The sequence below is a fragment of the Ruegeria sp. AF3 genome (assembly GCF_056536285.1).
In genome coordinates this window covers 947,941-971,423 of sequence record NZ_JBQFJM010000001.1, presented here as the reverse complement: position 1 = coordinate 971,423, position 23,483 = coordinate 947,941, and the positions used below count along the sequence as shown (strand labels likewise).

Here is a 23,483-nt window from a genome sequence, read left to right as displayed (position 1 = left end):
GACATCGGTGTCGCCACACGCTTTCATGCAAGGCGCTGGACATAAGCGAACGCAGGGCTAGTGTCGCCATCAAGGCAGTGACAGGAGCATCCCATGGAAAAATTCGGCAGAAGCCAGCCGGTCAAACGGACCGAGGATCAGAGGTTCCTGACCGGGCAGGGGCGCTATATGGACGATGTCGTGCCCGGCAATGCGTTGTTTGCCGCTTTCTTCCGCAGCCCTGTGGCCCATGGCGATATCACCGCGCTGGATCTTGAGGCTGCGCGGGATGCCGACGGGGTGCGGCTGGTCATGACACTGGACGATCTTGCAGCCTCGGGCATCGATACAGTGATGAATGCCGCAACCTTGACCAACCGCGACGGAACCGGCTCTGCCGCGCCGGATCGGCATATGCTGGCCAGGGACCGCGTGCGCTTTGTGGGCGAACCCGTGGCCGTTGTCATCGCTGATACGCTGGTTCAGGCGCAGGACGCGGTCGAGCTGATCTGGATAGATATCCGGGAACGCGCTGCCAAGCTGGACGTGAACGCGGGGGGTGAGGCCCTGCACCCGCAAGCGCCGGACAATCGCGCGTTTGACTGGGGCTTGGGTGATGAAGCCGCGACCAAAGCCGCCTTTCAGGCCGCCGCCCATACCGTCTCGCTGAACGTGCACGACAACCGCGTCATCATCAGCTCGCTAGAGCCGCGGGGCTGTCAGGTCGACTGGTCTGGCGGGCGTCTGCACTTTTCCTATGGCGGGCAGGGTGTCTGGGCGATGAAGGCACAACTGGCGCAAAAGCTGAAACTCGATGCGGATGCGATCCGTGTCACCACCCCGGATGTGGGGGGCGGGTTTGGCATGAAGGTGATGCCATATCCCGAATATTTCTGCGTGGCCGTGGCCGCGATGAAACTGGGCCAGCCCGTGCACTGGATGTCCGACCGGTCCGAGGCAATGCTGTCCGATCACCACGGCCGCGATCTGACCTCGCTGGCCGAGCTGGCCTTTGATGCCGACCACCGGATCACCGCCTACCGCGTTCACAGCAAAGTCAACCTTGGTGCCTATAACAGCCATTTCGCGCAGGCGATCCAGACAAGCCTGTTCAGCAAGGTGCTGATGGGGGTCTATGACGTTCAGACCACCTATCTCCGGGTCGAGGGGTTCTATACCACGACAACACAGGTTGACGCCTATCGCGGTGCCGGACGTCCCGAGGCGATCTATGTGCTGGAACGCGTGATGGACCGCGCCGCGCGCGAACTGGGCGTTGACCCGTGGGAGTTGCGGCGCAGAAACTTCATCAAACCCGGCCACTTCCCATACACCTCTGCTACGGGTGAAACCTATGATGTCGGCGATTTCGACATGGTCCTGCGCCGTGCGGCCAGCCAGACCAGCGGGTTCGAGGCCCGCAAGGCCGCCGATGCCGAACGCGGTCTGATCCGGGGGCAGGGTCTTTGTTACTATATCGAAAGTATTTTGGGGGACCCTTCCGAGAACTCGAAGGTCGAGTTTTGCGAGGATGGCACGGTGAACCTTTATGTCGGCACACAATCGAACGGGCAGGGGCACGAGACGGTTTATGCCCAGTTCCTGTCCGATCAGACCGGCGTTCCGATGGACAGGATCACCGTCATTCAGGGGGATACCGACCGGCTTGGCCATGGCGGCGGAACTGGTGGCTCACGCTCAGTGACGGTGCAAAGTACCGCGACCCTTGCCACCATTGACAAAATGATCGCCGCATTCACGCCTTATCTGGCCGATAAGATGGGGGTCGAGGACAGTGATGTGCGATTTGACCATGAAACATTCCGCGCGCCGGGCTCGAACCTGACGCCGACCCTGACCGAAGCCGCGGCCATGGCCCGCGCCGACGGGCGCTTGGACTTGCTGACGCATGAGTCCCGCGCACAACTGGATGCCCGCAGCTATCCCAACGGCGCGCATGTTGCCGAGGTCGTGATCGATTCCTTCACCGGCGAAACCCGTGTGGACCGCTACACCGTGGTTGATGATTTCGGAAATCTTATCAACCCGATGCTGGCCGAAGGGCAGGTGCATGGCGGGGTGGTTCAGGGCATCGGGCAAGCGCTGTCGGAACATGTGGTGCATGATGATCACGGACAACTGCTCACGGCATCGTTTATGGATTACGCCTTGCCCCGCGCGGTGGACGTACCCATGATAAAGTTTACCTCGGCGCCGGTGCCGTCAACTTCCAACCCGATGGGGATGAAAGGATGCGGCGAGGCCGGCACGGTGGGCGCTCTGGCCGCTGTGGCGAACGCGGTTCAGGACGCGCTCTGGGATCACGGGGTGCGGCAGGCGGATATGCCTTTCACACCTCACAAAGTTTGGGAATTGCTGACGCATGGAACTGTCGCGGCTCAGTAGGAAGATTCTGGGATGGCTCGGGCGGCCCTTGCGGTCCGAGCACTCCGCCGAAACGCGGCACCGCGAGCCGATCAGCCACGTCATTATCCTTGATGGCACCATGTCCACCCTCGAACCGGGGTTCGAGACCCATGCCGGTCAGACCTATCGCCTGTGTTGCGAAATGGGCAGCAAGGTGTCGGTGTTCTACGAGGCGGGTGTGCAGTGGGAAAGCTGGAAATCCACCATGGACGTGATGATGGGCCGGGGCATCAACCGCCAGATACGCCGCGCTTATGGCTATCTGGCGTCCCGCTACAAGCCCGGTGACCGGATTTATTTCATCGGTTATTCCCGTGGGGCCTACGGCGTGCGCAGCCTTGCCGGGGTGATCGACATGATCGGCCTGCTCAAGGCCGAACACGCGACCGAGCGGAACATCCTGCAAGCCTACCGCCATTATGAATGCAATGTCAGCGGCACCGCCGCCCGCGATTTCCGCCGCAAGTTCTGCCATGACAATGTCAAGATCGAGATGGTCGGAGTCTGGGATACGGTCAAGGCGCTGGGCCTGCGCCTGCCGCTGCTGTGGCGCTGGGCCGAGGATCGCCATGCCTTTCACAACCACCAGCTGGGCCCGGCCACTCTGCATGGCTATCACGCGCTGGCCCTCGACGAAACGCGCGAGGTGTTCGAGCCGGTTCTGTGGCGATGCAAGCCCGATTTCAAAGGTCATGTGGAACAGGTCTGGTTCCGTGGCACCCACGGCGATATCGGCGGCCAGCTGAACGGCTATGAAGAGGCCCGGCCGCTCAGCAATATCTCGTTGATCTGGATGCTGGACAAGGCCGAGATGCACGGGCTGCCGATGCCCGAAGGCTGGCGCACCCGTTTCCCGACGGATGCCCATGCGCAATCGGTTGGAACCTGGCGCGGCTGGGGCAAGATCTTTCTGCTGCGCAAACACCGCAAGGTCGGGCGGGATCAGTCAGAACGCCTGCATGTCTCGGTCGTGCCGGATGAATTGCCGGGCTGGGTGGCGATGCCGAACCTGCCGACACATCCCGCGCAGTGAAAGGCTACCATGTGCCACTGACACCAAGATCACCGGCACTTCAATGTCAGGTTCGAGCCCGAAGCGGGCAGAGCAGAACTTAATAAAAGTCGAATTGCATATAATCAAAGTAGTCAGTTAGCTCGATGGGATCGGAACACTCCGGGTATCTTTCGATGAATCTAAAGCCGATGCGCTCATAGATGCGGAGCATATCTTGATTGCCTTTTACAGTATTCACCAAAAGGGTGCGCCAACCCATCTCCCGAGCGGCCTCCATCCGTGCATCGACCAAAGCTCGGCCAAGGCGGTTTCCACTTGCTTCCGGTCGAACAAAAAGACGCTTTAGCTCTCCGGCATCTGGTCGGGCCTGTTGCAGCGTACCACACCCCACAAGGCGGTTTTGTTCACCATATGCCAGAACGAGGCGGCCGGTTGGCGGCAAGAACGTCTGAATATTTGCCAGAACGGATGATGCCATATCTTTTGGTTCTTTTCTCGCAGACCCGCCTGCCAAGGCCAGTTTATGAAAGACGACGGCGTAATACTCGGTCAGAAGTTCTTCGAATGCGGGTTTGTCGTCTACTTCGGTAACCGAAGCTATCCGATATTCCATACCGACCTCTTTTCATGCCCAATAAAGATCGGCAGCTTACTCCGCTTTTCCGCGCCGACATAGTAAAATCATCGAGGGCATCAGCCAACGGCACAGCCTGGAAAGGAATGATGCGTCTAGTGTCGGCGATGCCAGCTTCGTCCGCAAAGCTGACAACCACCGAGACGATTGGCGCCGCCACGCAGCGAACGGCAGCATCGTCCGCAAAGTTGACGCTCCGAACTAAAACACCCTCGCAGCATTCAGCGAGGGTGTTTTCTTTGTAAGAGCCCGTTACGCCTTGCGTCGTTCTTGACTATACAACGCCTCCGGTAAAGGGCGTGGCGAAACGCCTGCGCCCTTTTCACGTTCTATAGACATGATTTAGGTTCTGGTGTTCGCTATTACCGCCGCCGGTCGCGGCGCGAACTCATCGGCTGGAAAGCCACGCCCACATGCGCCTCGCAATAGGGTTTGCCTGCCTCAACCGGCAGGCCGCAGAACCAGAAATCCTCGGTCGCGGGGTCGCCCACAGGCCATTTGCAGGTCTTCTCGGTCAGTTCCATCAGCGTCAGCTTCTTGGCTTTCTTCTCGATCTCGTTGACCTTGGCCAGCGCCTCGGGGCTGATCTCGTTGGCCGAGGGCTGTGGCGGCAATGGCTGGCCGGCCGGGATGATCTGGCGGCGCGCCGGAACGGCGGGTTTCGCCTCGGCAGCAGCAGCCGGGCGCGCCGGCTCTGTCTTTGGCGTGGGCCTGGGCTTGGCTTCGGCCTTGGGCGCGGGTGCCGGTTTCTCTTTCGGTTCGGACTTGGCCGGGGCTGCGCCTGCTGTCCGGTTGGACAGGCCCAGGCGGTGGACCTTGCCAATCACCGCGTTGCGGGTCACGCCACCCAGTTCCTTGGCGATCTGGCTGGCCGACTGGCCTTCGCCCCACATCTTCTTCAGCAGTTCTACGCGCTCGTCTGTCCAGGACATCGTCAGCCTTTCAAAAGCGGAAAGCGGCCCCGGATTCGGGCCGCCTTGGGAATTCGTCTCAGCCCCCTATTCTAAACACTGCGGCCCGAGTTACAAGCTGTCTTCGAATCAGGTTGAGGGCAAAGCATGCAGAATCCCGCAGAACAGACCGCACGCAGCTTTGGAGCGGTCAACTGGATGGGGCTTTACACGCTGGCGCAGCGCGAAATCCGGCGCTTTCTTTCGGTCTGGACCCAGACCGTTCTGGCGCCTCTGGTCACGGCTGGCCTGTTCCTGCTGATCTTCACAATCGCCATTGGGCCCAGCCGCCCTGACGTCATGGGCGTGCCGTTTGTGGTGTTTCTGGCACCGGGGATCCTGATGATGACGGTGATCCAGAACGCCTTTGCCAATACCTCCTCTTCGATGGTGATTGCCAAGGTGCAGGGCAATATCGTCGACACGCTGATGCCGCCGCTGTCCCCGCTCGAGATCCTGCTGGGGTATCTTGCCGGTGGCATCGCCCGTGGCCTGATGATCGCGCTGGTGATTTCGATTGCGTTGCTGGTTTTGCTGTCCATCGCGCCCCAGCACCCGTTGATTGCGCTGATCTTTGTTGTTCTGGGTGGCGCATTCATGGGCGTGCTGGGCCTCTTTGCCGGGATCTTTGCGAACAAGTTCGACCAGATGGCCGCGATCACCAACTTCATCGTCACGCCATTGGCCTTCCTGTCGGGCACCTTCTATTCGGTCGAGGCGCTGCCTTCTGTCCTGAACCGCCTGACCCACCTGAACCCGGTCTTCTACCTGATCGATGGGCTGCGTTACGGCATGATCGGCGTGTCCGACAGCTCTCCGTGGTTGGGCATGGCGGTTTGTGGTTTTGCCACGCTGGCCATCGGGCTGATCACCTGGCAGATGCTGCGTACCGGCTACCGGCTTAAGGCTTAACCGGGCTCTGCCAGCCTATCGGGCGACAGGGCAGGCTTGGGTTCGCCCAGCCGCGGATGCAAGCGGGCCGAGACAGCCCATGCCCCAAACAAAGCAATCCCGCCTGCCGCGAACACACCGGCCACCGGTGCCGCCAGCAAGACCAGAGCTGCAATACCGGGCGTCAGAATGCCCGAGACATCGCGGTAACTGGAATAAATCGCCGACATCTCGGTTCGCTCAGACGGTTTTACGGCCATAAGGAAGGGCAATCCGGCGCAGATATCCAGAACGATCAGCCAGACAGACCCCAGAACCAGCGCAGCGACCGAGGCGACCGGCCATCCCGCGACCAATCCGGCTGCGAAGAAGCAGCCCCCCGCGGCGGCAAACCCGATGCGAACAGCAGACCTGAGCGACCGCGTCTGGACCCAGCGCAGGATCAACGGGGCGGCCAGCAGCATGGCGTTTGTGCACGACAGAAGGATGCCGCCCAGTTGTTCTCCCAGCCCGTTTTGGATGGCGAAAATGGGCAGGTAGACCACATATATCCACCACCCGCAGGACCGGATCATTGCAAACAGATATCCGGCAACCAATCTGGGTTGAACAAAGAACCGGGGAAGAAAGGCCAACGGGTTGTTGGCCGGACCACGGGCCTTGGTGATCAGCTTGCCATTGCCCAGACGCATGCGCCAGAACTGCGCCAGCATGACCAGCGCTGCACCGGCACTGATTACAAACGGGGCAGGGTGCCACAGCTCCATCAGCAGGACACCGGCCATTGGGCCGCCCGTCCATCCCAAAGCGCTGTAGAACATGCGGCTGGTCTCGCACCGGCCAAGTTCGATCTTGCTGATGTAATCCAGCACATAGGTGTTGAAGCAGATGAAAGTGACAACCGTGGCCATGGTATTTAGGGCCAATGCGCCGACCACGGCCTCGGGGCTGCCCTCGATCGCCAGCGATGCACCACAGATGAACATGACACAACCGGTGGAATAGGCCCATCTGCGCGGTACAAAACGGATCAGGAACGGCACCATCAACCCGACCAGCAGGGACAGGATGCCAATCAGGAAATACAGGAATGACACGGACGAGGCATCGCCCAGCGCCCGGTACATCGCCAGCGGAAAGACTGAAATCAGGATGCCACGCACGATGGCTTCAATCCCGGCCAGAATCCCAAAATCGCGAACTGATGGGGCAGGCGCGTGGCGGACCCATTCAGGTATTCGGCGTTCATGCATGACAAACTCGCAAATCAACTCAGCCCAGAATGCGCCTGCTGCTTTGCCGTTCATGGGGGTTTGCGACACAAAGGTCGCCCCTGAACCGCAAGGACGGTTTTTTCTGTCAGGTCCGGCGGTTTACTGCCTCGCGCCAGACCAGGATCAGCCCTCCGGTCAGAATCGTGACCGCGCCAATCAGACTGATCCGGTCGGGGATCACATCAAACACCGCAAAATCGTACAGCGCGGCGAAAATCAACGTGGCATAGCTGATCGGGGCCACGAATGACGCGTCCGCCCGTGCCATGCCGTTGATGAAACAAACCTGCGCGCAGGCCATCAGCAGGCCGATCCCCACCAGTGCAACCCATTGCTGCGGCGTAGGCATTTGAAACACAAAGCTGACCGCGACCGTAGCGATCACCAGCCCCATCGTGTTGTTGATCAGCAGAATCTGGATCGGAGCCTCGCGCCCCGACAGTTTCTTGATAAAGATCAGCTCCATCCCGATAAACGCCGCCGCAGCCAGCGCCAGAAGGGCGGCGGGCTGAAAACTTGCAGGTGTCGGGCGCAGCAGGATCACCGCACCCACAAGGGCCACGGCCGCCGCCAGCCAGCGCCACCGGCCGACCCGCTCCCCCAATAGCGGAATGGCCAGTACCATACCAAAGACAGGGTTCAGAAAGGAAATCGCCGTTGCATCCGCCATCGGAATGAACGCAACAGACGCGAACATCAACGTCACCCCGGCCCAGCCAAAGCTGGTTCGCCCGACATGCAGCCCCCAATGGGGCCGTCCCAGCCGGGGGCGAAGCACTGCGACCGCCGACAGGATGGCAAACAGAGCAAACAGAAACCGCCCGTGACTGATCTGCATCGCGTGCAAGGGAGGCCCGAGTGTCTCCGTCCCCAACGCCTTGGCCAACAGCGTCGTCGCCGCGATAAAGGCGGTCGCGACAAAGATCAGCCCTGCGGCCACAGCAGGATTTTGCGCCTTCGGGGTGAACATGGGCGAAAGCGGTGCGCCAAAACGGGGGCCTTGGCAAGACGCAAATCTGCGCTCAGCGCAAAACCGGAGGGGCAGCCAGCGCCGCCTTGGCTTGTTTGAGGCTGTTCAAAAACCGCTCTGCCCGTGCGATCCGTGCTTCGACCTCGTCAATCCGGTCCTGCAAAAACGCCTCGCCGTCAAAGCTGTCGGGATCGGCGGCTTCCAACTGCCCCAGCAACATGACCAGCTCTGCAATGCTGATGCCTGCCGCCTGTGCATCTGCAACTTGCTCCAGCGTGATCAGCGCTTCTTCGGGATAGTCGCGATAGCTGTTGGTGTTGTCCGGCCCCGGAGCTGACCGGATCAGCCCTTGGCGTTCATAAAACCTCAGCGTGTCACGGCTCAGCCCGCTGCGCCGCGCAAGTTCCCCGATCCGCATGTTTCAAAACCGTTGACTCAACTCCATGGTTTTGATCCTATGTCAGACAGTTATTCTCTGCAAGGACAGGCACCATGGGTCCCAAATGCCAAAGTTGCGGCATGCCGCTGTCAAAAGACCCCCAGGGCGGCGGGTCCGAAGCTGGCGGCGGGCGCAGCACGCGTTACTGCTCGCTGTGTTAAGAAAACGGTGCGTTCCGCCATCCCGACGCATCGCTGGAAGAGTTTCAGTCTCACTGCGTCGATGCCCTTGTCGCCAAAGGCATGCCCCGCATCCTTGCCTGGGCTTTCACCCGCGGCATGGGCAAGCTCGACCGCTGGCGCTCGGCGTAATGATCCGGTGGCAATTTTGACCCTGCGGCAATAATGGGGTTTTCAGGCTGTCTTTTCACGTCTATAGAGCGGCCATGATCAAACGCGCACATATCCAGTTGCTCCGACGCCGACGCCGCTCTGCGTAATCGGCCTGTTTGATCCCATGTGCCTGCCAAATTGGCACAATTCTCACCAAATCTGTTGACGAAGCGGGCCTTAGTGTATCACTCACGAGGCTCAAACGACCCGAAAAGGATGATCCCATGATCCCGTCCGTTCTGCCGACCTATAACCGCGCGCCCTTGTCATTTGTAAAGGGCGAAGGCGCCTGGCTGACTGAAGCGGATGGCCGACGTTTTCTGGACCTCGGCGCAGGGATCGCGGTGAACGCGCTGGGCCATGCCCATCCGGCGCTGGTGGCCGCCCTGACGGAACAGGCCCACGCGCTGTGGCATGTCTCGAACCTCTACAACATCCCGCAACAGCAGGCACTGGCAGACAAGCTGGTCGAACACACCTTTGCGGATACGGTATTCTTCACGAATTCCGGCACCGAAGCCTGTGAACTGGCCGTGAAGATGGCCCGCAAGTATTTCTATGACAAAGGCCAGCCCGAACGGGTTGAGATCATCACCTTCGACGGCTCGTTCCATGGCCGGTCGTCGGCGGGCATCGCAGCGGCCGGGTCCGAGAAGATGACCAAAGGCTTTGGCCCGCTTTTGCCGGGCTTTGTCCACGTCACCTTTGGCGATCTCGACGGTGTCACCAACGCCATCACCGAAAATACCGCAGCCATCCTGATCGAACCGATTCAGGGCGAAGGCGGCATCCGCCCCGTGCCCGATGCCGAGCTCAAGGCCCTGCGCGCCATTTGCGACGAACACGGTCTGCTGCTGATCCTGGACGAGGTGCAATGCGGCGTCGGTCGTACCGGCAGGCTCTTCGCCCATGAATGGGCGGGGATCACCCCGGATATCATGATGGTCGCCAAAGGCATCGGCGGTGGTTTCCCCCTCGGCGCCGTGCTGGCAACCGAAGACGCGGCATCCGGCATGACCGCAGGCACGCATGGCTCCACCTATGGCGGCAACCCGCTGGGCTGTGCCGTGGGCTGTGCGGTGATCGATCAGGTCGCCACACCCGCCTTCCTCGAAGGTGTCAACCGCAAGGCTGGTCTGTTGCGCCAGAAACTCGAAGGTCTGGTTGCCGATCACCCCGAGGTTTTCGAAGAGGTGCGCGGATCGGGCCTGATGCTTGGCCTGAAATGCAAGGCGCCAAATATCGACGTGGTCAATGCGGGCTATGACAATCTGGTCATCACCGTCCCTGCCGCCGACAACGTCATCCGCCTGCTGCCGCCCCTGACCCTGACCGAGGATGACATCGCCCAGGCCATGATCCGCCTCGAAAAGGCCGCCAATCAGATCGAAACCCAGCTCGCAACTGCCTGAGCTTCATCTTTTCCCAAATACTCCGGGGGTGTGGGGGCTGGCCCCCACCGCCCGACCAGCCAAAAGCGAAGCGATATGAATCACTTTCTCGACATCCACAAAACCGATGCCACCGCGTTGCGGTCCATGATCGATCAGGCGGGCGCGATGAAACAGGCGCGTCTGGGCCGTCCCAAGGCCGCCCCTGACGACGAACAGCCGCTGAAAGACCGCATGGTCGCGCTGATCTTCGAAAAGCCCTCGACCCGGACGCGCGTGTCCTTTGACGTCGGTGTACGCCAAATGGGCGGCCAGACCATGGTGCTGTCGGGCAAGGACATGCAGCTGGGTCACGGCGAAACTATTGCCGATACCGCCCGTGTGCTGTCGCGTTATGTCGACATGATCATGATCCGCACCTTCGATGAGACCATCCTGACCGAGATGGCCGAATATTCCGACGTGCCTGTCATCAACGGCCTGACCGACCGCACCCATCCCTGCCAGATCATGGCCGATGTTTTGACGTTCGAGGAACACCGCGGCCCAATTGCGGGCAAGAAAGTGGTCTGGACCGGCGATGGCAACAATGTCTGCGCCTCCTTCCTGCACGCCGCCGGTCAGTTCGGCTTCGATCTGACCTTCTCCGGCCCGGCCCAGCTTGATCCGGAAGAGGAGTTCATGGGGTTTGCCCGCCAGAAGGGGTCCCGAGTCGTCATCGAACGGGACCCGCACAAAGCGGTCGAGGGCGCTGATCTGGTGGTGGCCGACACCTGGGTTTCGATGCATGACAGCCAATCCGCCAAGGAACGCCGCCACAACATGCTGCGCCCCTATCAGGTCAACGCGGAACTCATGTCACATGCCAAACCCGACGCGCTGTTCATGCACTGCCTGCCCGCGCATCGTGAGGAAGAAGCAACCTCCGAGGTCATGGACGGCCCGAACTCGGTCATCTTCGACGAGGCCGAAAACCGCCTGCACGCACAAAAGGCCGTAATGCGCTGGTGTCTTGGCGTTTAGGATCACCTTGCAGTTTCGAGAGGGCCATCAGGCTCTCTCATGACCTTCGGAGCATTCAATGCCTCACGTCACACTGGAATTTTCCAAATCTCTGGACGACACTCATGATTTCCAGATGATTTGCGAGCGGCTGCATGCTGTTCTCGCAAAGCATGATGAAATCGACGCCTCAGCGCTCAAGATCCGCGCCGCACCGATTGCCTATTCCTTCATCGGCACGCAACCGCAGACCTTCGTGCATGCCACGCTGCTGTTGATGCGTGGCCGGGATGAGGCCACACGGGCCGAGCTTAACGCCATCATTCTGGACGTTCTGGCCCAGACCTTGCCCGAGGTCGGCAGCATCACCGTGCAGGATGTCGAGATGACCCGCGCCACCTATGCAAAGCGCCTGGCAGGTTGATGGCGCGGGTACTCTCCGGGTCCGTCAGCCGTGTATCGGCGCGTTGTTGATCGCGCTGAGGTCTTCCATGATGTCAAAGACATGATCCGAGGTCACTGCGACCCCGATGGCCTCAAGGCGTTTCAGGTGCATCGCCTTGTAGGTCTCCAGACTGGCGCGATCGCGAAACAGATAGGTCGATCCGAAATGGTTCGTGCCTTCTTCGACAGTCCAGATCTTCCAGACGACACCGGGTTCCTGGGCGATGCTTTCAGCCAGTTCCTTTGTTCCGGCCAGAAATTCTGCGGTTACGGGTCCGTCATAGGCCAGATGCAGATCCCAGATTTTCATCGTACTCATGGTCAAATGCTCCACGTTCAGGGGTAGGGGGTGTGGTCAGCGGTTCCTGCCAAGCTGCACAAAGCTCAGAATGGCAAGCAGCGCAAAGAAGATGGGGTCGGACCAGCCAAAGCCGGTGAACACCCCGGTCAGACAGGCATAAAGCGTGATGACAACGCCCAATATGTTGGTCCCCATCAGACCTTTCAGGATGTTCTGTGCCGTCTCGGTACCGGTTTCAGTGTTTCGAAACAGGAAGCTGATTAGGCCGATGCCACCCAGAAAGATCGCATTATGCTGCGACAGAAACACGGCATACCGATCGTTCAGTTGCAGTCCATAATTGGGCCAAAGGATGGTTGGCGCAAATAAAAGCGCCAATGCGAAAAACATGTAGATCACACCATGCGCGGTCAGGAAGGTTTTGTTGGTCATGTCTCGCCTTTCTGTGGTTGGGGCAGCTTTTTGCGAAGCTGGTTGAGCGTTCTGATTGTCTCGCGTCTGGTTTCGGTGCTCAGGCGTCCGAATATCTGCTCCAGCGCCTGATTGTGGACGGGCATGAACGCGGCCACTTTCTGTTTTCCGGCTTCTGTCAGGCGTAAAACGCGGGCGCGCTTGTCGGTTTCATCAACGGTCTTCTCCACCAGACCGGCCTGAATCAGGTTTTTGACGACAACATCCAGATTGCCGGATGTGGACAGCGTCAGGCGCAACAGGTCATTGATCGACAGCGCACCTTTGGTGTTCAGGGTCTCCAGCGCATCCCACTGAGGTGCCGTCAGACCCCCGGCGCGAAACACCGGTCCCATGGCACGCATGAACAACTGCTGGCTGCGCAACAGGGCCAATACCAGGGCCTGATTTTCTCGGTTTTGAGTCTCGTGTGTCATGGCAGTCATTTATCCCTAGTTAGGGATAATATCAAGATGCACCACCACGCGCGAATGCCGCAAATATGCACGTCTCCCGTGCAGGGCTGCACTGACGCCGGGCCCGGGCCCGCATATATTTTGACCTAGCGAATGCGGACCTGCTTTGGATGAACAAAAAAGCCGAGGATACGAATGTGAGCTGGAACCCGTCCCACACCACCGACGCAGCTGAAAACGGCGCGCTGGAAACACTCATCATTCCCCGCGCCCGCGATCTGGGCGGGTTCGAGGTGCGCCGCGCGCTGCCCTCGGTCAAACGCCAACTGGTTGGCCCATTCATCTTCTTCGATCAGGTCGGCCCGGCAGAATTCGTCACCGAAGGCGGCATTGACGTGCGACCGCACCCGCATATCGGGCTGGGAACCGTCACTTACCTCTATCAGGGCGAATTCGAACATCGCGACAGCCTCGGCACTCACCAGATGATTTACCCCGGCGAGGTCAACTGGATGGTTGCAGGCCGTGGCGTGACCCATTCCGAGCGCACCAGCGAAGAAACGCGCGGTAAAGGCCACAAGCTGCTCGGCATTCAGACCTGGCTTGCCCTGCCCGAAACGCAGGAGGATATGGCCCCCGAGTTCGAACACCACAAGCAAGGTGCGCTGCCCCATATCCAAGACAGGGGCGTCAGCGCACGGCTGATCCTCGGCACTGCTTATGGCGAATCCAGCCCCGTGACGATGCTGTCCGAGACCTTTTATCTGGATGTTGAACTCGCCCCCGGCGCGACTTTCCCGCTGCCCGACGACCACGAGGATCGCGGTGTCTATGTCACGCAAGGATCAATCGAGATTGCTGGCGACACATTCGACGAAGGCCGCATGATGGTGTTCCGCCCCGGTGACAGGTTGTCGGCCCGAGCGGGTCCGCAGGGTGCGCGGCTGATGCTGCTGGGCGGCGCCACTTTGAACAAGGATCGCTATATCTGGTGGAATTTCGTCTCATCCTCGAAAGAAAAGATCGAGACGGCGATTCATGAGTGGAAAAGCGCCGATTGGGTCAATGGCGCCTTCCATCTTCCGGCAGGGGATAACCGCGAATTTATTGCCATTTCAGAACAGCTTGAGCGCACAAAGCCCCGGCTGGCCCGCCCGCGAGCGGCGTCAGGGGCGGGTGGGCTTGTGTAACCGTCCGTTTGCGGTGATCCTTTCTGGTATATCAGAGGGGGTATCATGAAACTTGTCATCGCAGGCGCGGGCAGCATCGGCTGCTACTGCGGCGGTTTACTGGCCCGCTCGGGGCATGCGGTGACCTTGCTGGGCCGTGCCCGTGTACTGGACCCCATTTGCGAACATGGGCTGACGGTCACGAATTACGATGGCCTCAATTACCATATTGCGGCGGAAGCCCTGACACTCAGCACGGATCCCGCCTGCCTGGATCAGGCCGAGCTGGTCATTGTCACCGTCAAATCCGGGGCAACGGCGGATATGGCCGGTCATATCGCGGACGCCGCTTGTTGGGACGCGCCCGTCCTGTCCTGGCAAAACGGGATCGAGAATGCGGCGACCCTGCGCAAGGCGCTTCCCGGTCGCGATGTGCGCGCGGGAATGGTCCCATTCAACGTGGTCCCGAACGGCCCCGCCACCTATCATCGGGCCACGTCGGGCGAAATTGTGATCCAGAACGGCCCCGGCGACCTGGCCACTGCCCTCAGCAGCCCGGACCTGCCCGTTATCGCAAGTGACCGGATCGAGGCGGTGCAATGGGGCAAGCTGGTAATCAACCTGAACAACGCGCTGAACGCGCTGTCAGGCCTGCCGCTTGTGGATCAGCTGCTCAGCCGTGACTGGCGCAACCTCATGGCCGACCAGATGGCCGAGGCGCTGTTGGTTCTCAAGGCGGCCGGGCATCCGGTGGCCTCGACAACGCCGCTTCCGGCGTGGCTGACGCCGCATATCCTGCGCCTGCCGACACCTCTGTTCAGCCGGATCGCGGCGCGGATGCTCACCATCGACCCCACCGCCCGGACCTCGATGGCATATGACCTGATGGCCGAGCGGCAAACGGAAATCGACAGCCTTCAGGGCCATATCATTCGGCTGGGACATGAAACCGGGGTGCCCACCCCCCTGTGCACAAAAGTGTCAGACCTGATCAAACACGCGCCTGATCATCCGCTGTCCCCGGAACAGATCAGGCTCTGATCCCGGTCGTCAGACGAGGCCGGTCAATATCCAGAAAATCACGGCCGACATGGCGGCGGCGGCGGGCACGGTCACGACCCAGGCTGCAATGATCGTCATGAAATGCGACCGCCGCACCAGCTTGCGCCGCCGGAATTCTTCGGGGGCCAGCTTCTGCGCTGTCGCGTTTCTCCCATTGTTCTGTTTCCGCCTGCGATCCGACTGCCATTCGCGATAGAACCCGACGCCAAAGATTGCGCCAACGGCGATATGCGTGGAACTGACCGGCAGGCCCAGCCAGCTGGCCACAATGACAGTGATCGCCGCCGACAGTGCGACGCAAAAGGCCCGCATCGGGTTCAGCTTGGTGATCTGGCTGCCGACCATCCGGATCAACTTGGGCCCGAACAGAAACAGGCCGAACGATATCCCGAACGCGCCGATGATCATCACCCATAACGGGATCGAAACCTTTTGGGCGAAATCTCCGAACTCAGCCGCGTGTACAATCGCCGCCAGAGGGCCGACCGCGTTGGCCACATCATTGGCGCCGTGGGCAAAACTCAGAAACGCGGCCGATATCACCAATGGCAAGCCGAACAGGGTTTTCAGCGACCGGGTCCGGTTCTCCATCCCCTCGGATTTGCGGCGTACCCAGGGAACCGTCAGCGCCCAGACCAGCACGCCGCTGCCCAGACCGATCAGCAGCGCCACCTCCAGTTCGATCTTCACGATCCGCTTCAGACCCTTGACCGACAGATAGGTGGCAAACGCTGCCGCCATCACCGCCACAAGGATCGGCACCCAACGCCGCGCGGCGGCGATCTTGTCGTCCTGATACTGGATCTTGGTCTTGATCAGCGCCAGGAACCCAGCCGCGATCACGCCGCCAAGAACCGGAGAGATCACCCAGCTGGCGGCAATCGCGCCCATCGTGCCCCAGCTCACCGCGCTCAGACCGGCAGCGGCAATCCCCGCGCCCATGACCCCGCCCACAACCGAATGCGTTGTCGACACTGGCGCACCGATCCAGGTCGCCAGATTGACCCACATGGCGGACGAGATCAGCGCCGCCATCATGGCCCAGATGAACACATTGGTGTTCTGCACCGAGGCCGGGTCGATGATCCCCTTCGAGATGGTCGAGACGACGTCGCCTCCCGCAAGCAAAGCGCCCGCGCTTTCGGCAACGGCGGCGATCACGATGGCACCGCCCATGGTCAGCGCGTTCGCACCCACCGCGGGACCCATGTTGTTGGCCACGTCATTGGCACCGATGTTGATCGCCATATAGGCTCCGAACGCGGCGGCAGCCACGACGATATAGGTGCCGTCGGCCCGACCGAACAGCACCGCCGCCATCAATCCGGCAAGCACCATGAACGCCAGTGCAATTCCCGGCGCCAGCAGCGGGCGGGCGACATGAAGATTGGCGATTTCTACGCGCGAGATGCGTTGCAGGTCGCTGTCAAGCGACTGCCAGCGCGGTTTTGAATTTGTGTCAGACATGGGCTTGGTCAAAGTTTCGCAGATCGCCCGCAGCTAACGGTTTCCCGGTTCAGGGGCAAGCGCGCAGCCATCAAATTGTTGCGAAACGGCTACATCTGTCGCAGCAGCGCCTGCAACTCGGGCTCCTGCACCCGTTTGGCGGCTTCTGCCGGTGAAAACCACTGACGTTTGCGCTTATCCACTTCGGGAAAATCATCGGCAAGTTCTCGCACGGAAACCCGGTAGACGCGGGTCAGGACCGACTGTGCCGATCCCCCCTTGAAGATCTTGTCATAGGTGAATTGGCCGATGGGCTCCTTGTCGACCGCTTCTGCACGCACGCCAGCCTCTTCCCACGCCTCCAGCAGGGCCGTCTCCAACCCGTCCAGACCATTGACAGGCCAGCCCTTCGGGATGATCCAGCGCCCGGTTTCGCGGCTGGTGATCAGCAGAACCTCGTCCTGATCCTCATGCCTGCGCGTGCACAGGGCCGCAAACTGCACCCTTTGGGGACGCAGGAACAACGGGCGTCCGACCTCTTCCCAGATATTTCGCAGCCAAGCACTCATGAGATGTTCTTCAAATCCTGTTTCTGTCTTCGAAACCTGTGTGACATAACAACAATAATGCCAGACTTCAATGAAATGTCCGCTTATTTCTGATTATGACCGGTTCTTCGGTCAATTTACTGTGATTTGTGAGATTTCGTGCAACAGCCCCGAAAGCCTGAGCCGCTTGCCGGAAGCAACGCGGCAATGGGTCTATTCCTGCCTGCGTTTGGCCCTCAGCGTCGGGTCGGCCTGTGTCGGGTCTTCGGGCCATGGATGTTTGGGGTATTGCGCCCGCATATCCTTGCGTACATCCGCATAAGACCCGGCCCAGAACCCCGGCAGATCGCGGGTAATCTGGATCGGGCGCTGCGCCGGGGACAGCAGCGTAATCTTCAGGGGCTGTCCGCCAACCACCGGATGCCGGGTCACTCCGAACAGCTCCTGCAACCGAACCGAGATTTCGGGGACCGCCGCGCCATAATCGATTGGTACCTTGCGCCCCAGGGGTGTTTCAAACGATCCTGGGGCGCGCCGGTCCAGTTCCTGGGACTGGGTCCAGTCCAGCCGCGCGCGCAAGGCGGGCAGCGGGTCGAACCGTTTCCAGTCCTCCGCGCTTTTGACACCGGACAGCATCGGCAACAGCCAGTCGTCCAGCTCGGCCATCAGACCCTCGACCGAAAAGTCGGGCAGGTCCACCCCGTCGGCGCGCACCAGTTCCACCCGCGCGGCCAGCCGTGCGGTGGCCCCGTCCAGCCGCAATCCCAGATCGCGCACCCCGTCCAGCATCGCACGCGCCACGGCGGCGTCCGGGACATCCTTCCAGATGCGGTCGTCCAGCGTGATCGCCCCAAACCGCTCCTGCTGTCGTGACACAACCCGCCGCTCACGTTTTGACCAGGCGCAAACCTCGGCCCAATGGATCTGGTCGGCGAACAGTTCGCGGATCTCGCGTTCCGAAATCTGGGTGGCCATCCGCACCTTTGCCTCGCGCGGGTTTCCATCGGTGTCGGTGACAACCAGAAAAGGCGCCGCCGCCAGCGAATCGCCGCTGTCCAGCACGACACCTTTGCCCCCCGACAACACATAACGCGGCGCATCGCCCTTGCGCCGCTGCCCGATACGGTCGGGATAGGCGAGGGCGGCCATGGCAGCAGCGCTCAGATCATCCGTCTTGCTTCCGGCCTGTTTCCTCAACCGTTTGGCCTCGGCATTGATCCGATCCACGGCGCCCATGTTCACCTGCCAGACCCGGTTGCGCTGAAAGGTGCGCACATCCCGCAGTGCCTCTTGCCGCAAGGCGATATCCACCGGCGCGCCGCGCAGGGGGTCGCGCTCGGCCATCAAGGCGGCCAAAGGCGCGGCACTCGGTCCGGCCCGCACCAGCATATGCCCCAGCCGGGGATGCAACGGCAGCGCCGCCAGCGCCCTCCCGTGTTCGGTGATCCGCCCCTTGCCGTCCAGCGCGCCCAGCATCGCCAGAAGGGCGCGCGCCTCGGCCATCGCGCCTTCGGGTGGCGGGGTCAGAAAGGCCAGATCGGCGGCATCCGCGCCCCACAGCGCCAGCTCCAGCGCCAGCCCGGTCAGATCGGCGGCTTCAATCTCGGCAGGCGGGTACGCGGCCAGCGCGCCATCCTCCCCCTTTGACCACAGCCGGTAACACAGCCCTTCTGCCACACGGCCCGCACGACCCGCGCGTTGCGTGGCCTCGGCCCGTGTAACCCGCTCGGTCACCAGCCGGGACATGCCCGAGCCCGGATCAAACCGTGCCCGCCGCGCTTGCCCCATATCCACCACCACCCGGATATCGGGGATCGTCAGCGAGGTTTCGGCAATCGACGTCGCCAGCACCACCTTGCGCCCGGTCTCAACCGGGGAAATCGCTGCGCGCTGGGCCGCAAAGGGCATGGCTCCGAACAGCGGGCGCACCGTGCAACTGGCGGGCAGGCGTCCGGTCAGGGCTGCTTCAGCCCGCCAGATTTCACCTTCACCGGGCAGAAACACCAAGATCCCGCCACCGATGGCGCGGGTCTCGCGCTCGGCCTCAACGACCAGATCGACCAATGCATCCAGCCGCCGTGCCTGAGGCCCCAAGGGCCGGTCCAGCCAGCGCATCTCGACAGGAAAACTCCGGCCTTCCGACGTAACCAGCGGCGCGGCCATCAGGCGCCCCACCGGGTCCGCGTCCAATGTGGCCGACATGGCCAGCAGAATCAGGTCGTCCCGCAGCGCGCCCGTGACCTCAAGGCACAGCGCCAACCCCAGATCCGCGTTTAGCGAGCGTTCGTGGAATTCATCAAAGATCACCGCCCCGATGCCCGGCAGGTCAGGGTCCGATTGCAGCATCCGGGTCAGAATGCCCTCGGTCACCACCTCGATCCTTGTGTCTTTTGACACTTTCGCATCGCCCCGCACGCGATAGCCAACACTCTGGCCCGCGCGCTCTCCCAGCGTCTCTGCCATCCGCTCTGCCGCGGCCCGTGCCGCCAGCCGCCGCGGCTCCAGCATCACGATCCTGCCGCCGCACAGACCCGCCTCCAGCATCGCCAGCGGAACCCGCGTGGTCTTGCCCGCACCGGGCGGTGCTTGCAGCACAGCACGGCCCTGCGCCCGCAGGGTGTCCAGCAGGCCGGGTATGGCATCGTCTATAGGCAGGCGTAGGGTCATCCGGCCTTTATCCGCGATCCCGCAGGTGGCGTCCAGTTTCCGCGCTCACATCAGTAAATCGCCCCGCACGAAATGACGCAGGCTGCGCGATCTTCGCATTTCCTGCCGCCTCCGGTCTGGACAAACACCCCCCAAGCACGGCAACTGTTCCTGCCTCTAGGAACGGGACAAGAATGCAGACAGACAGCCTGAGCGACAGAATTCTGAAGGGCGAGCGCCGGGCGCTGGCGCGTGCGATCACCCTTGTTGAAAGCAACCGCGCCGATCACCGGGCACAGGCCAGCGACCTTCTGGCACAGCTTGCCGGTTCGGGGCGTCAGGCGCTGCGCATCGGTCTGTCTGGCACGCCCGGCGTGGGCAAGTCCACCTTCATCGAAAGCTTTGGCATGATGCTGACCGGGCAGGGGCTGCGCGTCGCGGTTCTGGCGGTCGATCCCAGCTCGGCCCGCTCGGGCGGCTCGATCCTGGGCGACAAGACCCGGATGGAACGCCTGAGCCGCGAGCACAACGCCTTCATCCGGCCCTCTCCCAGCCAGAGCCACCTTGGCGGCGTCGCCCGCCGCACCCGCGAGGCCATCGCCCTGTGCGAGGCCGCAGGCTATGACGTGGTGTTGATCGAAACCGTGGGCGTGGGACAGTCGGAAACTGTGGTGTCCGAACTGTCAGACCTGTTCCTGCTGCTGCTGGCCCCGGCGGGTGGGGACGAGTTGCAGGGCGTCAAGCGCGGCATCATGGAAATGGCGGACATCATTCTGGTCAACAAGGCCGATGGCGACCTGAAAGCCACCGCCACCCGCACCTGCGCGGATTATGCCGGCGCACTGCGGCTGCTGCGCAAACGCCCGCAGGACCCCGAAGGCTTCCCCAAGGCAATGACCGTTTCCGCCGTCGAAGAACACGGGCTGGAACAGGCCTGGGACGAAATGCAAACCCTGACCCAATGGCGCCGCGACACCGGTATCTGGGAGGCAAACCGCGCTGCCCAGGCCCGCTACTGGTTCGATCAGGAGGTCCGCCACGCCCTTCTCGCCCGTCTCGATACACCGCAGGCCCGCGCCGAGATGGAGCGCCTGAATGACGAAGTCTCGCAGGGACGACTCAGCCCGGCGGTTGCTGCCGGACAACTTCTGGACACGCTCGGCTGAAGGGCCGTCATGGCCGCTTCACCTTTTGCCAAATACTCTCGCCAACGGCATGGCCCGTCCGGGCCATTCCTGCATGGCAGGCAAAATGAAAGATTTCGCTTAGCCCGTCTTGACCCTCCGCGCGATTCCCACTACACGCATCCAACCAGTTTTCGGGCGCGACTTCGGGTTGCGCCCCTTGTGATTTGGCCGCGGGTATCTAGCCCGGCCTCCAGAAACAAAGGAAGAAACCATGTCGCGCCGTTGCGAACTGACCGGAAAAGGCCCGATGACTGGCAACAATGTCAGCCACGCCAAAAACAGAACTCGTCGTCGTTTTCTGCCGAACCTGAACGACGTTACCCTGCAGTCCGAAACTCTGGGCCGTGGCGTCAAGCTGCGCATCTCGGCGGCTGCGCTGCGTTCGGTTGACCACCGCGGTGGTCTGGACGCGTTCCTGGCCAAAGCCAAGGACGATGAGCTGTCGGCAAATGCTCTGAAAGTGAAGAAAGAAATCGCCAAGGCGCAAGCTTCGGCCTAAGGTCTTTCACTTAACAGTATTTCAGGCCCTGCACCCTATCGGTGCGGGGCCTTTTCTGTTGGGCCAGTCCCTTTCGGCCTCCATTGTTTTCAATCTGGAACTAATTTTTCGCCATTGGTGAACTTCTTCACATACAGGTTTCCGAATCTGACCTAACGTCACTGTCATCCATCAGGCGGGGGCCACATTATGACGTTAAAAAGTTTTTATCTTTTCTTGTTTCTGGCCGCGGTATTCCGCAAGGCGATTGCAACCTGCACACGGATGCAGCGCTGGGTGAACCGGTCCCATACCAGCTTCACCGCAGACAGGGTGAAAAGACCCGGACTGGATTATTGAAAAACAGCTTCAAGCGCGACCCTTTGGCGCTTGAAGCTTTTCCCGTTGCTGACCTATAGCTGGGTCAGAATGAGACCTTCTGTTACCAGATTTCTGCCTTATGTGCTGACCCTTCTGCTGGTTCTGACCGGGCAGGGGCTGGCCATGTCGCGCGGTATGGACAAGGCGGTGGGTCAGATGGTGCTGTGTACGGGCACCGGCCCGGTTGTCGTCTATATGGACGAAAACGGGCAACCGACCGCCCCGCCGCATTACTGCCCGGACTACGCAATATCCTTGCTGGGGGCCGTTGCGGTTGCCGAACAGGCACTGCCAGCCGCGCCGGAACAGGCGCAACCAGCACCGCTGCGGCATCTGGGCAACCAGATCGCCCTTCCGGTTCCCGCAACCCCGGCCCGCGCGCCTCCTCTAAGCGTTTGAAACCCACCCTTTTCAAACCTTTATACAGGAGAGGCACGATGTCCCTCAAAACCACTCTGCTCGCAACCCTGGCCTCCGTGTCGTTGGCCATCCCCGCCTTTGCCGAAGGCACCATCACGGTTGACGACGCCTATGCCCGGTCCTCGGGCAAGACCGCCATCGCCGGTGCTGCGTTCATGATGATCCATAATCAGGGTGACGCGGATGACCGGCTGATCGGTGTAACCTCGGACGCGGCAGCGCGTGTTGAATTGCACACGCACCAGGTCGATGAAAACGGCGTGGCCAAGATGGTGCATGTCGAAGAAGGATTTGCCATTCCAGCCGGTGAAACCCACATGCTGAAACGCGGCGGCGACCATGTGATGTTCATGGGGCTGACGGCCCCGTTCGAACAGGACGCCAAGGTGCCGGTCACGCTGATCTTTGAAAAGGCAGGCGAGGTCGAGATCGAGATTCCCGTGGATCTGGAGCGTCAGGACAAAGGCGGCCACGGAACGCATTCGAACTAGGGCAACGCCTGTCTTCGGGCCGCGCGGCAGCCCTCATCCATGCGTCAGGCCGGGCTTTGCCCGGCCTGTTTTCCATGAGGCCGCGGATGGCGTTATTTGTTGATGGTTTTCAGGCCGACACGGTCGCCCGCCTGATGGAATCGCGAGGCCAGCCAGAACATGACAGCGGCCATGGCCAGCGCCGAGAATGCGATACCCCAGCCCAGCGCTACCAGCGCCACCGCAGGCCAGATCATCAGGACAAGCCCGACGACAAGCGCGACAAATCCCGATACGCGCATGGAGCCGCGTTGCGGGTCACTTGCATGCATCTGCCCGGCAGCCGCCAAGGATCCGATCCCGATGATCAGCGCCCATGCGCCCAACAGGAAAAACGCCAGTTTCACCGTGCCTTCCGGCCAGATCAGCAGGACAAGCCCGATCAGAAGCGCGCCGATCGCAGCACCTCCCAGCACCCCGCGACGGCCAACACCCAAAAGCGTCAACCCACCGTCGAGGATCAGCAATACACCGACCAGCCGCAGCAGCAGCGCGATGCTGCCCGATGGCCAGAACAGGGCCGCGATGCCCACAAGCCCGGCCAGCACCCCGCGCAGCAGAAAAGTCCACCACAGGCTGGAAAGCTGTTCCCCCAGCATGTCGCGCCCGGCCATGTTGCCGTCATCCAGGATTTCACCGGTGCGGGGGTCTTGATCAGTCATGGGGCATCCTCCAGTCGTTATCGCAGATAGTGTACACAA

At 61.3% G+C, this 23,483-nt stretch carries 24 protein-coding genes and 1 pseudogene; 13 read left to right on the top strand and 12 right to left on the bottom strand.

Annotated features, from left to right (window positions below):
- Positions 1-93: 93 nt before the first annotated feature.
- Entirely contained in the window at positions 94-2,385 is a 2,292-nt protein-coding gene (locus tag ACR3FC_RS04875; protein WP_480473658.1) for a xanthine dehydrogenase family protein molybdopterin-binding subunit, read from the top strand.
- Complete coding sequence (locus ACR3FC_RS04870) at positions 2,363-3,439, top strand: DUF2235 domain-containing protein (RefSeq protein ID WP_480473657.1); 1,077 nt, start codon at positions 2,363-2,365, stop codon at positions 3,437-3,439. Before ACR3FC_RS04875 ends, ACR3FC_RS04870 begins: the two co-directional genes overlap by 23 nt.
- A gap of 79 nt (positions 3,440-3,518) precedes the next feature.
- Here ACR3FC_RS04870 and ACR3FC_RS04865 read toward each other — a convergent pair whose 3' ends face one another.
- Entirely contained in the window at positions 3,519-4,034 is a 516-nt protein-coding gene (locus ACR3FC_RS04865; RefSeq protein ID WP_480473656.1) for a GNAT family N-acetyltransferase, read from the bottom strand.
- A 383-nt stretch (positions 4,035-4,417) separates the two neighbouring features.
- Positions 4,418-4,987, bottom strand: coding sequence for a GcrA family cell cycle regulator (locus ACR3FC_RS04860; RefSeq protein ID WP_209505674.1), 570 nt, complete (start codon positions 4,985-4,987; stop codon positions 4,418-4,420).
- Between the two features lie 126 nt (positions 4,988-5,113).
- Between ACR3FC_RS04860 and ACR3FC_RS04855 the strand changes: the two genes are divergently transcribed.
- A complete protein-coding gene (locus ACR3FC_RS04855; RefSeq protein ID WP_480473654.1) occupies positions 5,114-5,917 on the top strand; it encodes an ABC transporter permease in 804 nt (267 codons plus the stop codon).
- Here the strand turns inward: ACR3FC_RS04855 and ACR3FC_RS04850 are convergent.
- From ACR3FC_RS04850 to ACR3FC_RS04840, 3 genes are all read right to left on the bottom strand, one after another.
- On the bottom strand, positions 5,914-7,149 hold the full coding sequence (locus ACR3FC_RS04850; RefSeq protein ID WP_480476807.1) for an MFS transporter: 1,236 nt from the start codon (positions 7,147-7,149) through the stop codon (positions 5,914-5,916). The genes ACR3FC_RS04855 and ACR3FC_RS04850 overlap by 4 nt on opposite strands.
- A gap of 106 nt (positions 7,150-7,255) precedes the next feature.
- Positions 7,256-8,140: a DMT family transporter gene (locus ACR3FC_RS04845; protein WP_480473653.1), complete on the bottom strand. Its 885-nt coding sequence runs from the start codon at positions 8,138-8,140 to the stop codon at positions 7,256-7,258.
- A gap of 52 nt (positions 8,141-8,192) precedes the next feature.
- A complete protein-coding gene (locus ACR3FC_RS04840; RefSeq protein ID WP_480473652.1) occupies positions 8,193-8,558 on the bottom strand; it encodes a MerR family transcriptional regulator in 366 nt (121 codons plus the stop codon).
- Positions 8,559-8,632: 74 nt separating this feature from the next.
- Here ACR3FC_RS04840 and ACR3FC_RS04835 point away from each other — a divergent pair.
- From ACR3FC_RS04835 to ACR3FC_RS04820, 4 genes and pseudogenes are all read left to right on the top strand, one after another.
- A pseudogene (locus tag ACR3FC_RS04835) lies at positions 8,633-8,890 on the top strand (zinc ribbon domain-containing protein).
- A gap of 245 nt (positions 8,891-9,135) precedes the next feature.
- Positions 9,136-10,323, top strand: a complete 1,188-nt coding sequence (locus ACR3FC_RS04830; RefSeq protein ID WP_480473651.1) for an acetylornithine transaminase — start codon at positions 9,136-9,138, stop codon at positions 10,321-10,323.
- A gap of 75 nt (positions 10,324-10,398) precedes the next feature.
- Positions 10,399-11,325, top strand: coding sequence for an ornithine carbamoyltransferase (argF, locus tag ACR3FC_RS04825; protein WP_480473650.1), 927 nt, complete (start codon positions 10,399-10,401; stop codon positions 11,323-11,325).
- 58 nt (positions 11,326-11,383) lie between these two features.
- Entirely contained in the window at positions 11,384-11,728 is a 345-nt protein-coding gene (locus ACR3FC_RS04820; RefSeq protein WP_480473649.1) for a 5-carboxymethyl-2-hydroxymuconate Delta-isomerase, read from the top strand.
- A gap of 24 nt (positions 11,729-11,752) precedes the next feature.
- Here ACR3FC_RS04820 and ACR3FC_RS04815 read toward each other — a convergent pair whose 3' ends face one another.
- The 3 genes from ACR3FC_RS04815 to ACR3FC_RS04805 are packed head-to-tail and all read right to left on the bottom strand — an operon-like array spanning position 11,753 to position 12,936.
- On the bottom strand, positions 11,753-12,067 hold the full coding sequence (locus ACR3FC_RS04815) for a monooxygenase (protein ID WP_480473648.1): 315 nt from the start codon (positions 12,065-12,067) through the stop codon (positions 11,753-11,755).
- A gap of 36 nt (positions 12,068-12,103) precedes the next feature.
- Positions 12,104-12,481, bottom strand: coding sequence for a hypothetical protein (locus tag ACR3FC_RS04810; RefSeq protein WP_480473647.1), 378 nt, complete (start codon positions 12,479-12,481; stop codon positions 12,104-12,106).
- A complete protein-coding gene (locus tag ACR3FC_RS04805) occupies positions 12,478-12,936 on the bottom strand; it encodes a MarR family winged helix-turn-helix transcriptional regulator (RefSeq protein WP_480473645.1) in 459 nt (152 codons plus the stop codon). The genes ACR3FC_RS04810 and ACR3FC_RS04805 overlap by 4 nt, the downstream gene beginning before the upstream one ends.
- A 176-nt stretch (positions 12,937-13,112) precedes the next feature.
- Between ACR3FC_RS04805 and ACR3FC_RS04800 the strand changes: the two genes are divergently transcribed.
- On the top strand, positions 13,113-14,105 hold the full coding sequence (locus tag ACR3FC_RS04800) for a pirin family protein (RefSeq protein ID WP_480476805.1): 993 nt from the start codon (positions 13,113-13,115) through the stop codon (positions 14,103-14,105).
- A gap of 45 nt (positions 14,106-14,150) precedes the next feature.
- Positions 14,151-15,125, top strand: coding sequence for a 2-dehydropantoate 2-reductase (locus ACR3FC_RS04795; RefSeq protein WP_480473643.1), 975 nt, complete (start codon positions 14,151-14,153; stop codon positions 15,123-15,125).
- A 9-nt stretch (positions 15,126-15,134) separates the two neighbouring features.
- Here ACR3FC_RS04795 and ACR3FC_RS04790 read toward each other — a convergent pair whose 3' ends face one another.
- The 3 genes from ACR3FC_RS04790 to hrpB form a co-directional block, all read right to left on the bottom strand.
- On the bottom strand, positions 15,135-16,613 hold the full coding sequence (locus ACR3FC_RS04790) for an inorganic phosphate transporter (protein WP_480473642.1): 1,479 nt from the start codon (positions 16,611-16,613) through the stop codon (positions 15,135-15,137).
- An 89-nt stretch (positions 16,614-16,702) separates the two neighbouring features.
- Positions 16,703-17,161, bottom strand: a complete 459-nt coding sequence (locus ACR3FC_RS04785) for an NUDIX hydrolase (RefSeq protein ID WP_480473641.1) — start codon at positions 17,159-17,161, stop codon at positions 16,703-16,705.
- Positions 17,162-17,353: 192 nt separating this feature from the next.
- Complete coding sequence (gene hrpB, locus ACR3FC_RS04780) at positions 17,354-19,807, bottom strand: ATP-dependent helicase HrpB (protein WP_480473640.1); 2,454 nt, start codon at positions 19,805-19,807, stop codon at positions 17,354-17,356.
- A gap of 173 nt (positions 19,808-19,980) precedes the next feature.
- Here hrpB and meaB point away from each other — a divergent pair, with 173 nt between their 5' ends.
- The 4 genes from meaB (at position 19,981) to ACR3FC_RS04760 (ending at position 22,743) form a co-directional block, all read left to right on the top strand.
- Entirely contained in the window at positions 19,981-20,952 is a 972-nt protein-coding gene (meaB, locus tag ACR3FC_RS04775; protein WP_480473639.1) for a methylmalonyl Co-A mutase-associated GTPase MeaB, read from the top strand.
- A gap of 232 nt (positions 20,953-21,184) precedes the next feature.
- The gene (gene rpmB, locus ACR3FC_RS04770; protein ID WP_008756960.1) at positions 21,185-21,472 is read left to right on the top strand and encodes a 50S ribosomal protein L28; all 288 of its coding nucleotides are present in this window, start codon (positions 21,185-21,187) and stop codon (positions 21,470-21,472) included.
- A 369-nt stretch (positions 21,473-21,841) separates the two neighbouring features.
- A complete protein-coding gene (locus tag ACR3FC_RS04765) occupies positions 21,842-22,231 on the top strand; it encodes a hypothetical protein (protein WP_480473638.1) in 390 nt (129 codons plus the stop codon).
- A 38-nt stretch (positions 22,232-22,269) separates the two neighbouring features.
- Positions 22,270-22,743 carry a copper chaperone PCu(A)C gene (locus tag ACR3FC_RS04760; RefSeq protein WP_480473637.1) on the top strand — a complete coding sequence of 158 codons (474 nt, stop codon included), beginning with the start codon at positions 22,270-22,272 and terminating at the stop codon, positions 22,741-22,743.
- A 92-nt stretch (positions 22,744-22,835) separates the two neighbouring features.
- Here the strand turns inward: ACR3FC_RS04760 and ACR3FC_RS04755 are convergent, their stop codons facing one another.
- The gene (locus ACR3FC_RS04755; RefSeq protein WP_480473636.1) at positions 22,836-23,444 is read right to left on the bottom strand and encodes an HdeD family acid-resistance protein; all 609 of its coding nucleotides are present in this window, start codon (positions 23,442-23,444) and stop codon (positions 22,836-22,838) included.
- Between the last annotated feature and the right edge of the window lie 39 nt (positions 23,445-23,483).

Coding starts and splice junctions, on each gene's coding strand:
- ACR3FC_RS04865 (WP_480473656.1), bottom strand. CDS start 4,034: ATGGAATATCGGATAGCTTCGGTTACCGAAGTAGACGACAAACCCGCA.
- ACR3FC_RS04830 (WP_480473651.1), top strand. CDS start 9,136: ATGATCCCGTCCGTTCTGCCGACCTATAACCGCGCGCCCTTGTCATTT.
- ACR3FC_RS04790 (WP_480473642.1), bottom strand. CDS start 16,613: ATGTCTGACACAAATTCAAAACCGCGCTGGCAGTCGCTTGACAGCGAC.
- ACR3FC_RS04805 (WP_480473645.1), bottom strand. CDS start 12,936: ATGACACACGAGACTCAAAACCGAGAAAATCAGGCCCTGGTATTGGCC.
- ACR3FC_RS04785 (WP_480473641.1), bottom strand. CDS start 17,161: ATGAGTGCTTGGCTGCGAAATATCTGGGAAGAGGTCGGACGCCCGTTG.
- hrpB (WP_480473640.1), bottom strand. CDS start 19,807: ATGACCCTACGCCTGCCTATAGACGATGCCATACCCGGCCTGCTGGAC.
- ACR3FC_RS04860 (WP_209505674.1), bottom strand. CDS start 4,987: ATGTCCTGGACAGACGAGCGCGTAGAACTGCTGAAGAAGATGTGGGGC.
- rpmB (WP_008756960.1), top strand. CDS start 21,185: ATGTCGCGCCGTTGCGAACTGACCGGAAAAGGCCCGATGACTGGCAAC.
- ACR3FC_RS04840 (WP_480473652.1), bottom strand. CDS start 8,558: ATGCGGATCGGGGAACTTGCGCGGCGCAGCGGGCTGAGCCGTGACACG.
- ACR3FC_RS04795 (WP_480473643.1), top strand. CDS start 14,151: ATGAAACTTGTCATCGCAGGCGCGGGCAGCATCGGCTGCTACTGCGGC.
- ACR3FC_RS04820 (WP_480473649.1), top strand. CDS start 11,384: ATGCCTCACGTCACACTGGAATTTTCCAAATCTCTGGACGACACTCAT.
- meaB (WP_480473639.1), top strand. CDS start 19,981: ATGCAGACAGACAGCCTGAGCGACAGAATTCTGAAGGGCGAGCGCCGG.
- ACR3FC_RS04870 (WP_480473657.1), top strand. CDS start 2,363: ATGGAACTGTCGCGGCTCAGTAGGAAGATTCTGGGATGGCTCGGGCGG.
- ACR3FC_RS04845 (WP_480473653.1), bottom strand. CDS start 8,140: ATGTTCACCCCGAAGGCGCAAAATCCTGCTGTGGCCGCAGGGCTGATC.
- ACR3FC_RS04755 (WP_480473636.1), bottom strand. CDS start 23,444: ATGACTGATCAAGACCCCCGCACCGGTGAAATCCTGGATGACGGCAAC.
- ACR3FC_RS04815 (WP_480473648.1), bottom strand. CDS start 12,067: ATGAGTACGATGAAAATCTGGGATCTGCATCTGGCCTATGACGGACCC.
- ACR3FC_RS04850 (WP_480476807.1), bottom strand. CDS start 7,149: ATGCATGAACGCCGAATACCTGAATGGGTCCGCCACGCGCCTGCCCCA.
- ACR3FC_RS04760 (WP_480473637.1), top strand. CDS start 22,270: ATGTCCCTCAAAACCACTCTGCTCGCAACCCTGGCCTCCGTGTCGTTG.
- ACR3FC_RS04875 (WP_480473658.1), top strand. CDS start 94: ATGGAAAAATTCGGCAGAAGCCAGCCGGTCAAACGGACCGAGGATCAG.
- ACR3FC_RS04810 (WP_480473647.1), bottom strand. CDS start 12,481: ATGACCAACAAAACCTTCCTGACCGCGCATGGTGTGATCTACATGTTT.
- argF (WP_480473650.1), top strand. CDS start 10,399: ATGAATCACTTTCTCGACATCCACAAAACCGATGCCACCGCGTTGCGG.
- ACR3FC_RS04855 (WP_480473654.1), top strand. CDS start 5,114: ATGCAGAATCCCGCAGAACAGACCGCACGCAGCTTTGGAGCGGTCAAC.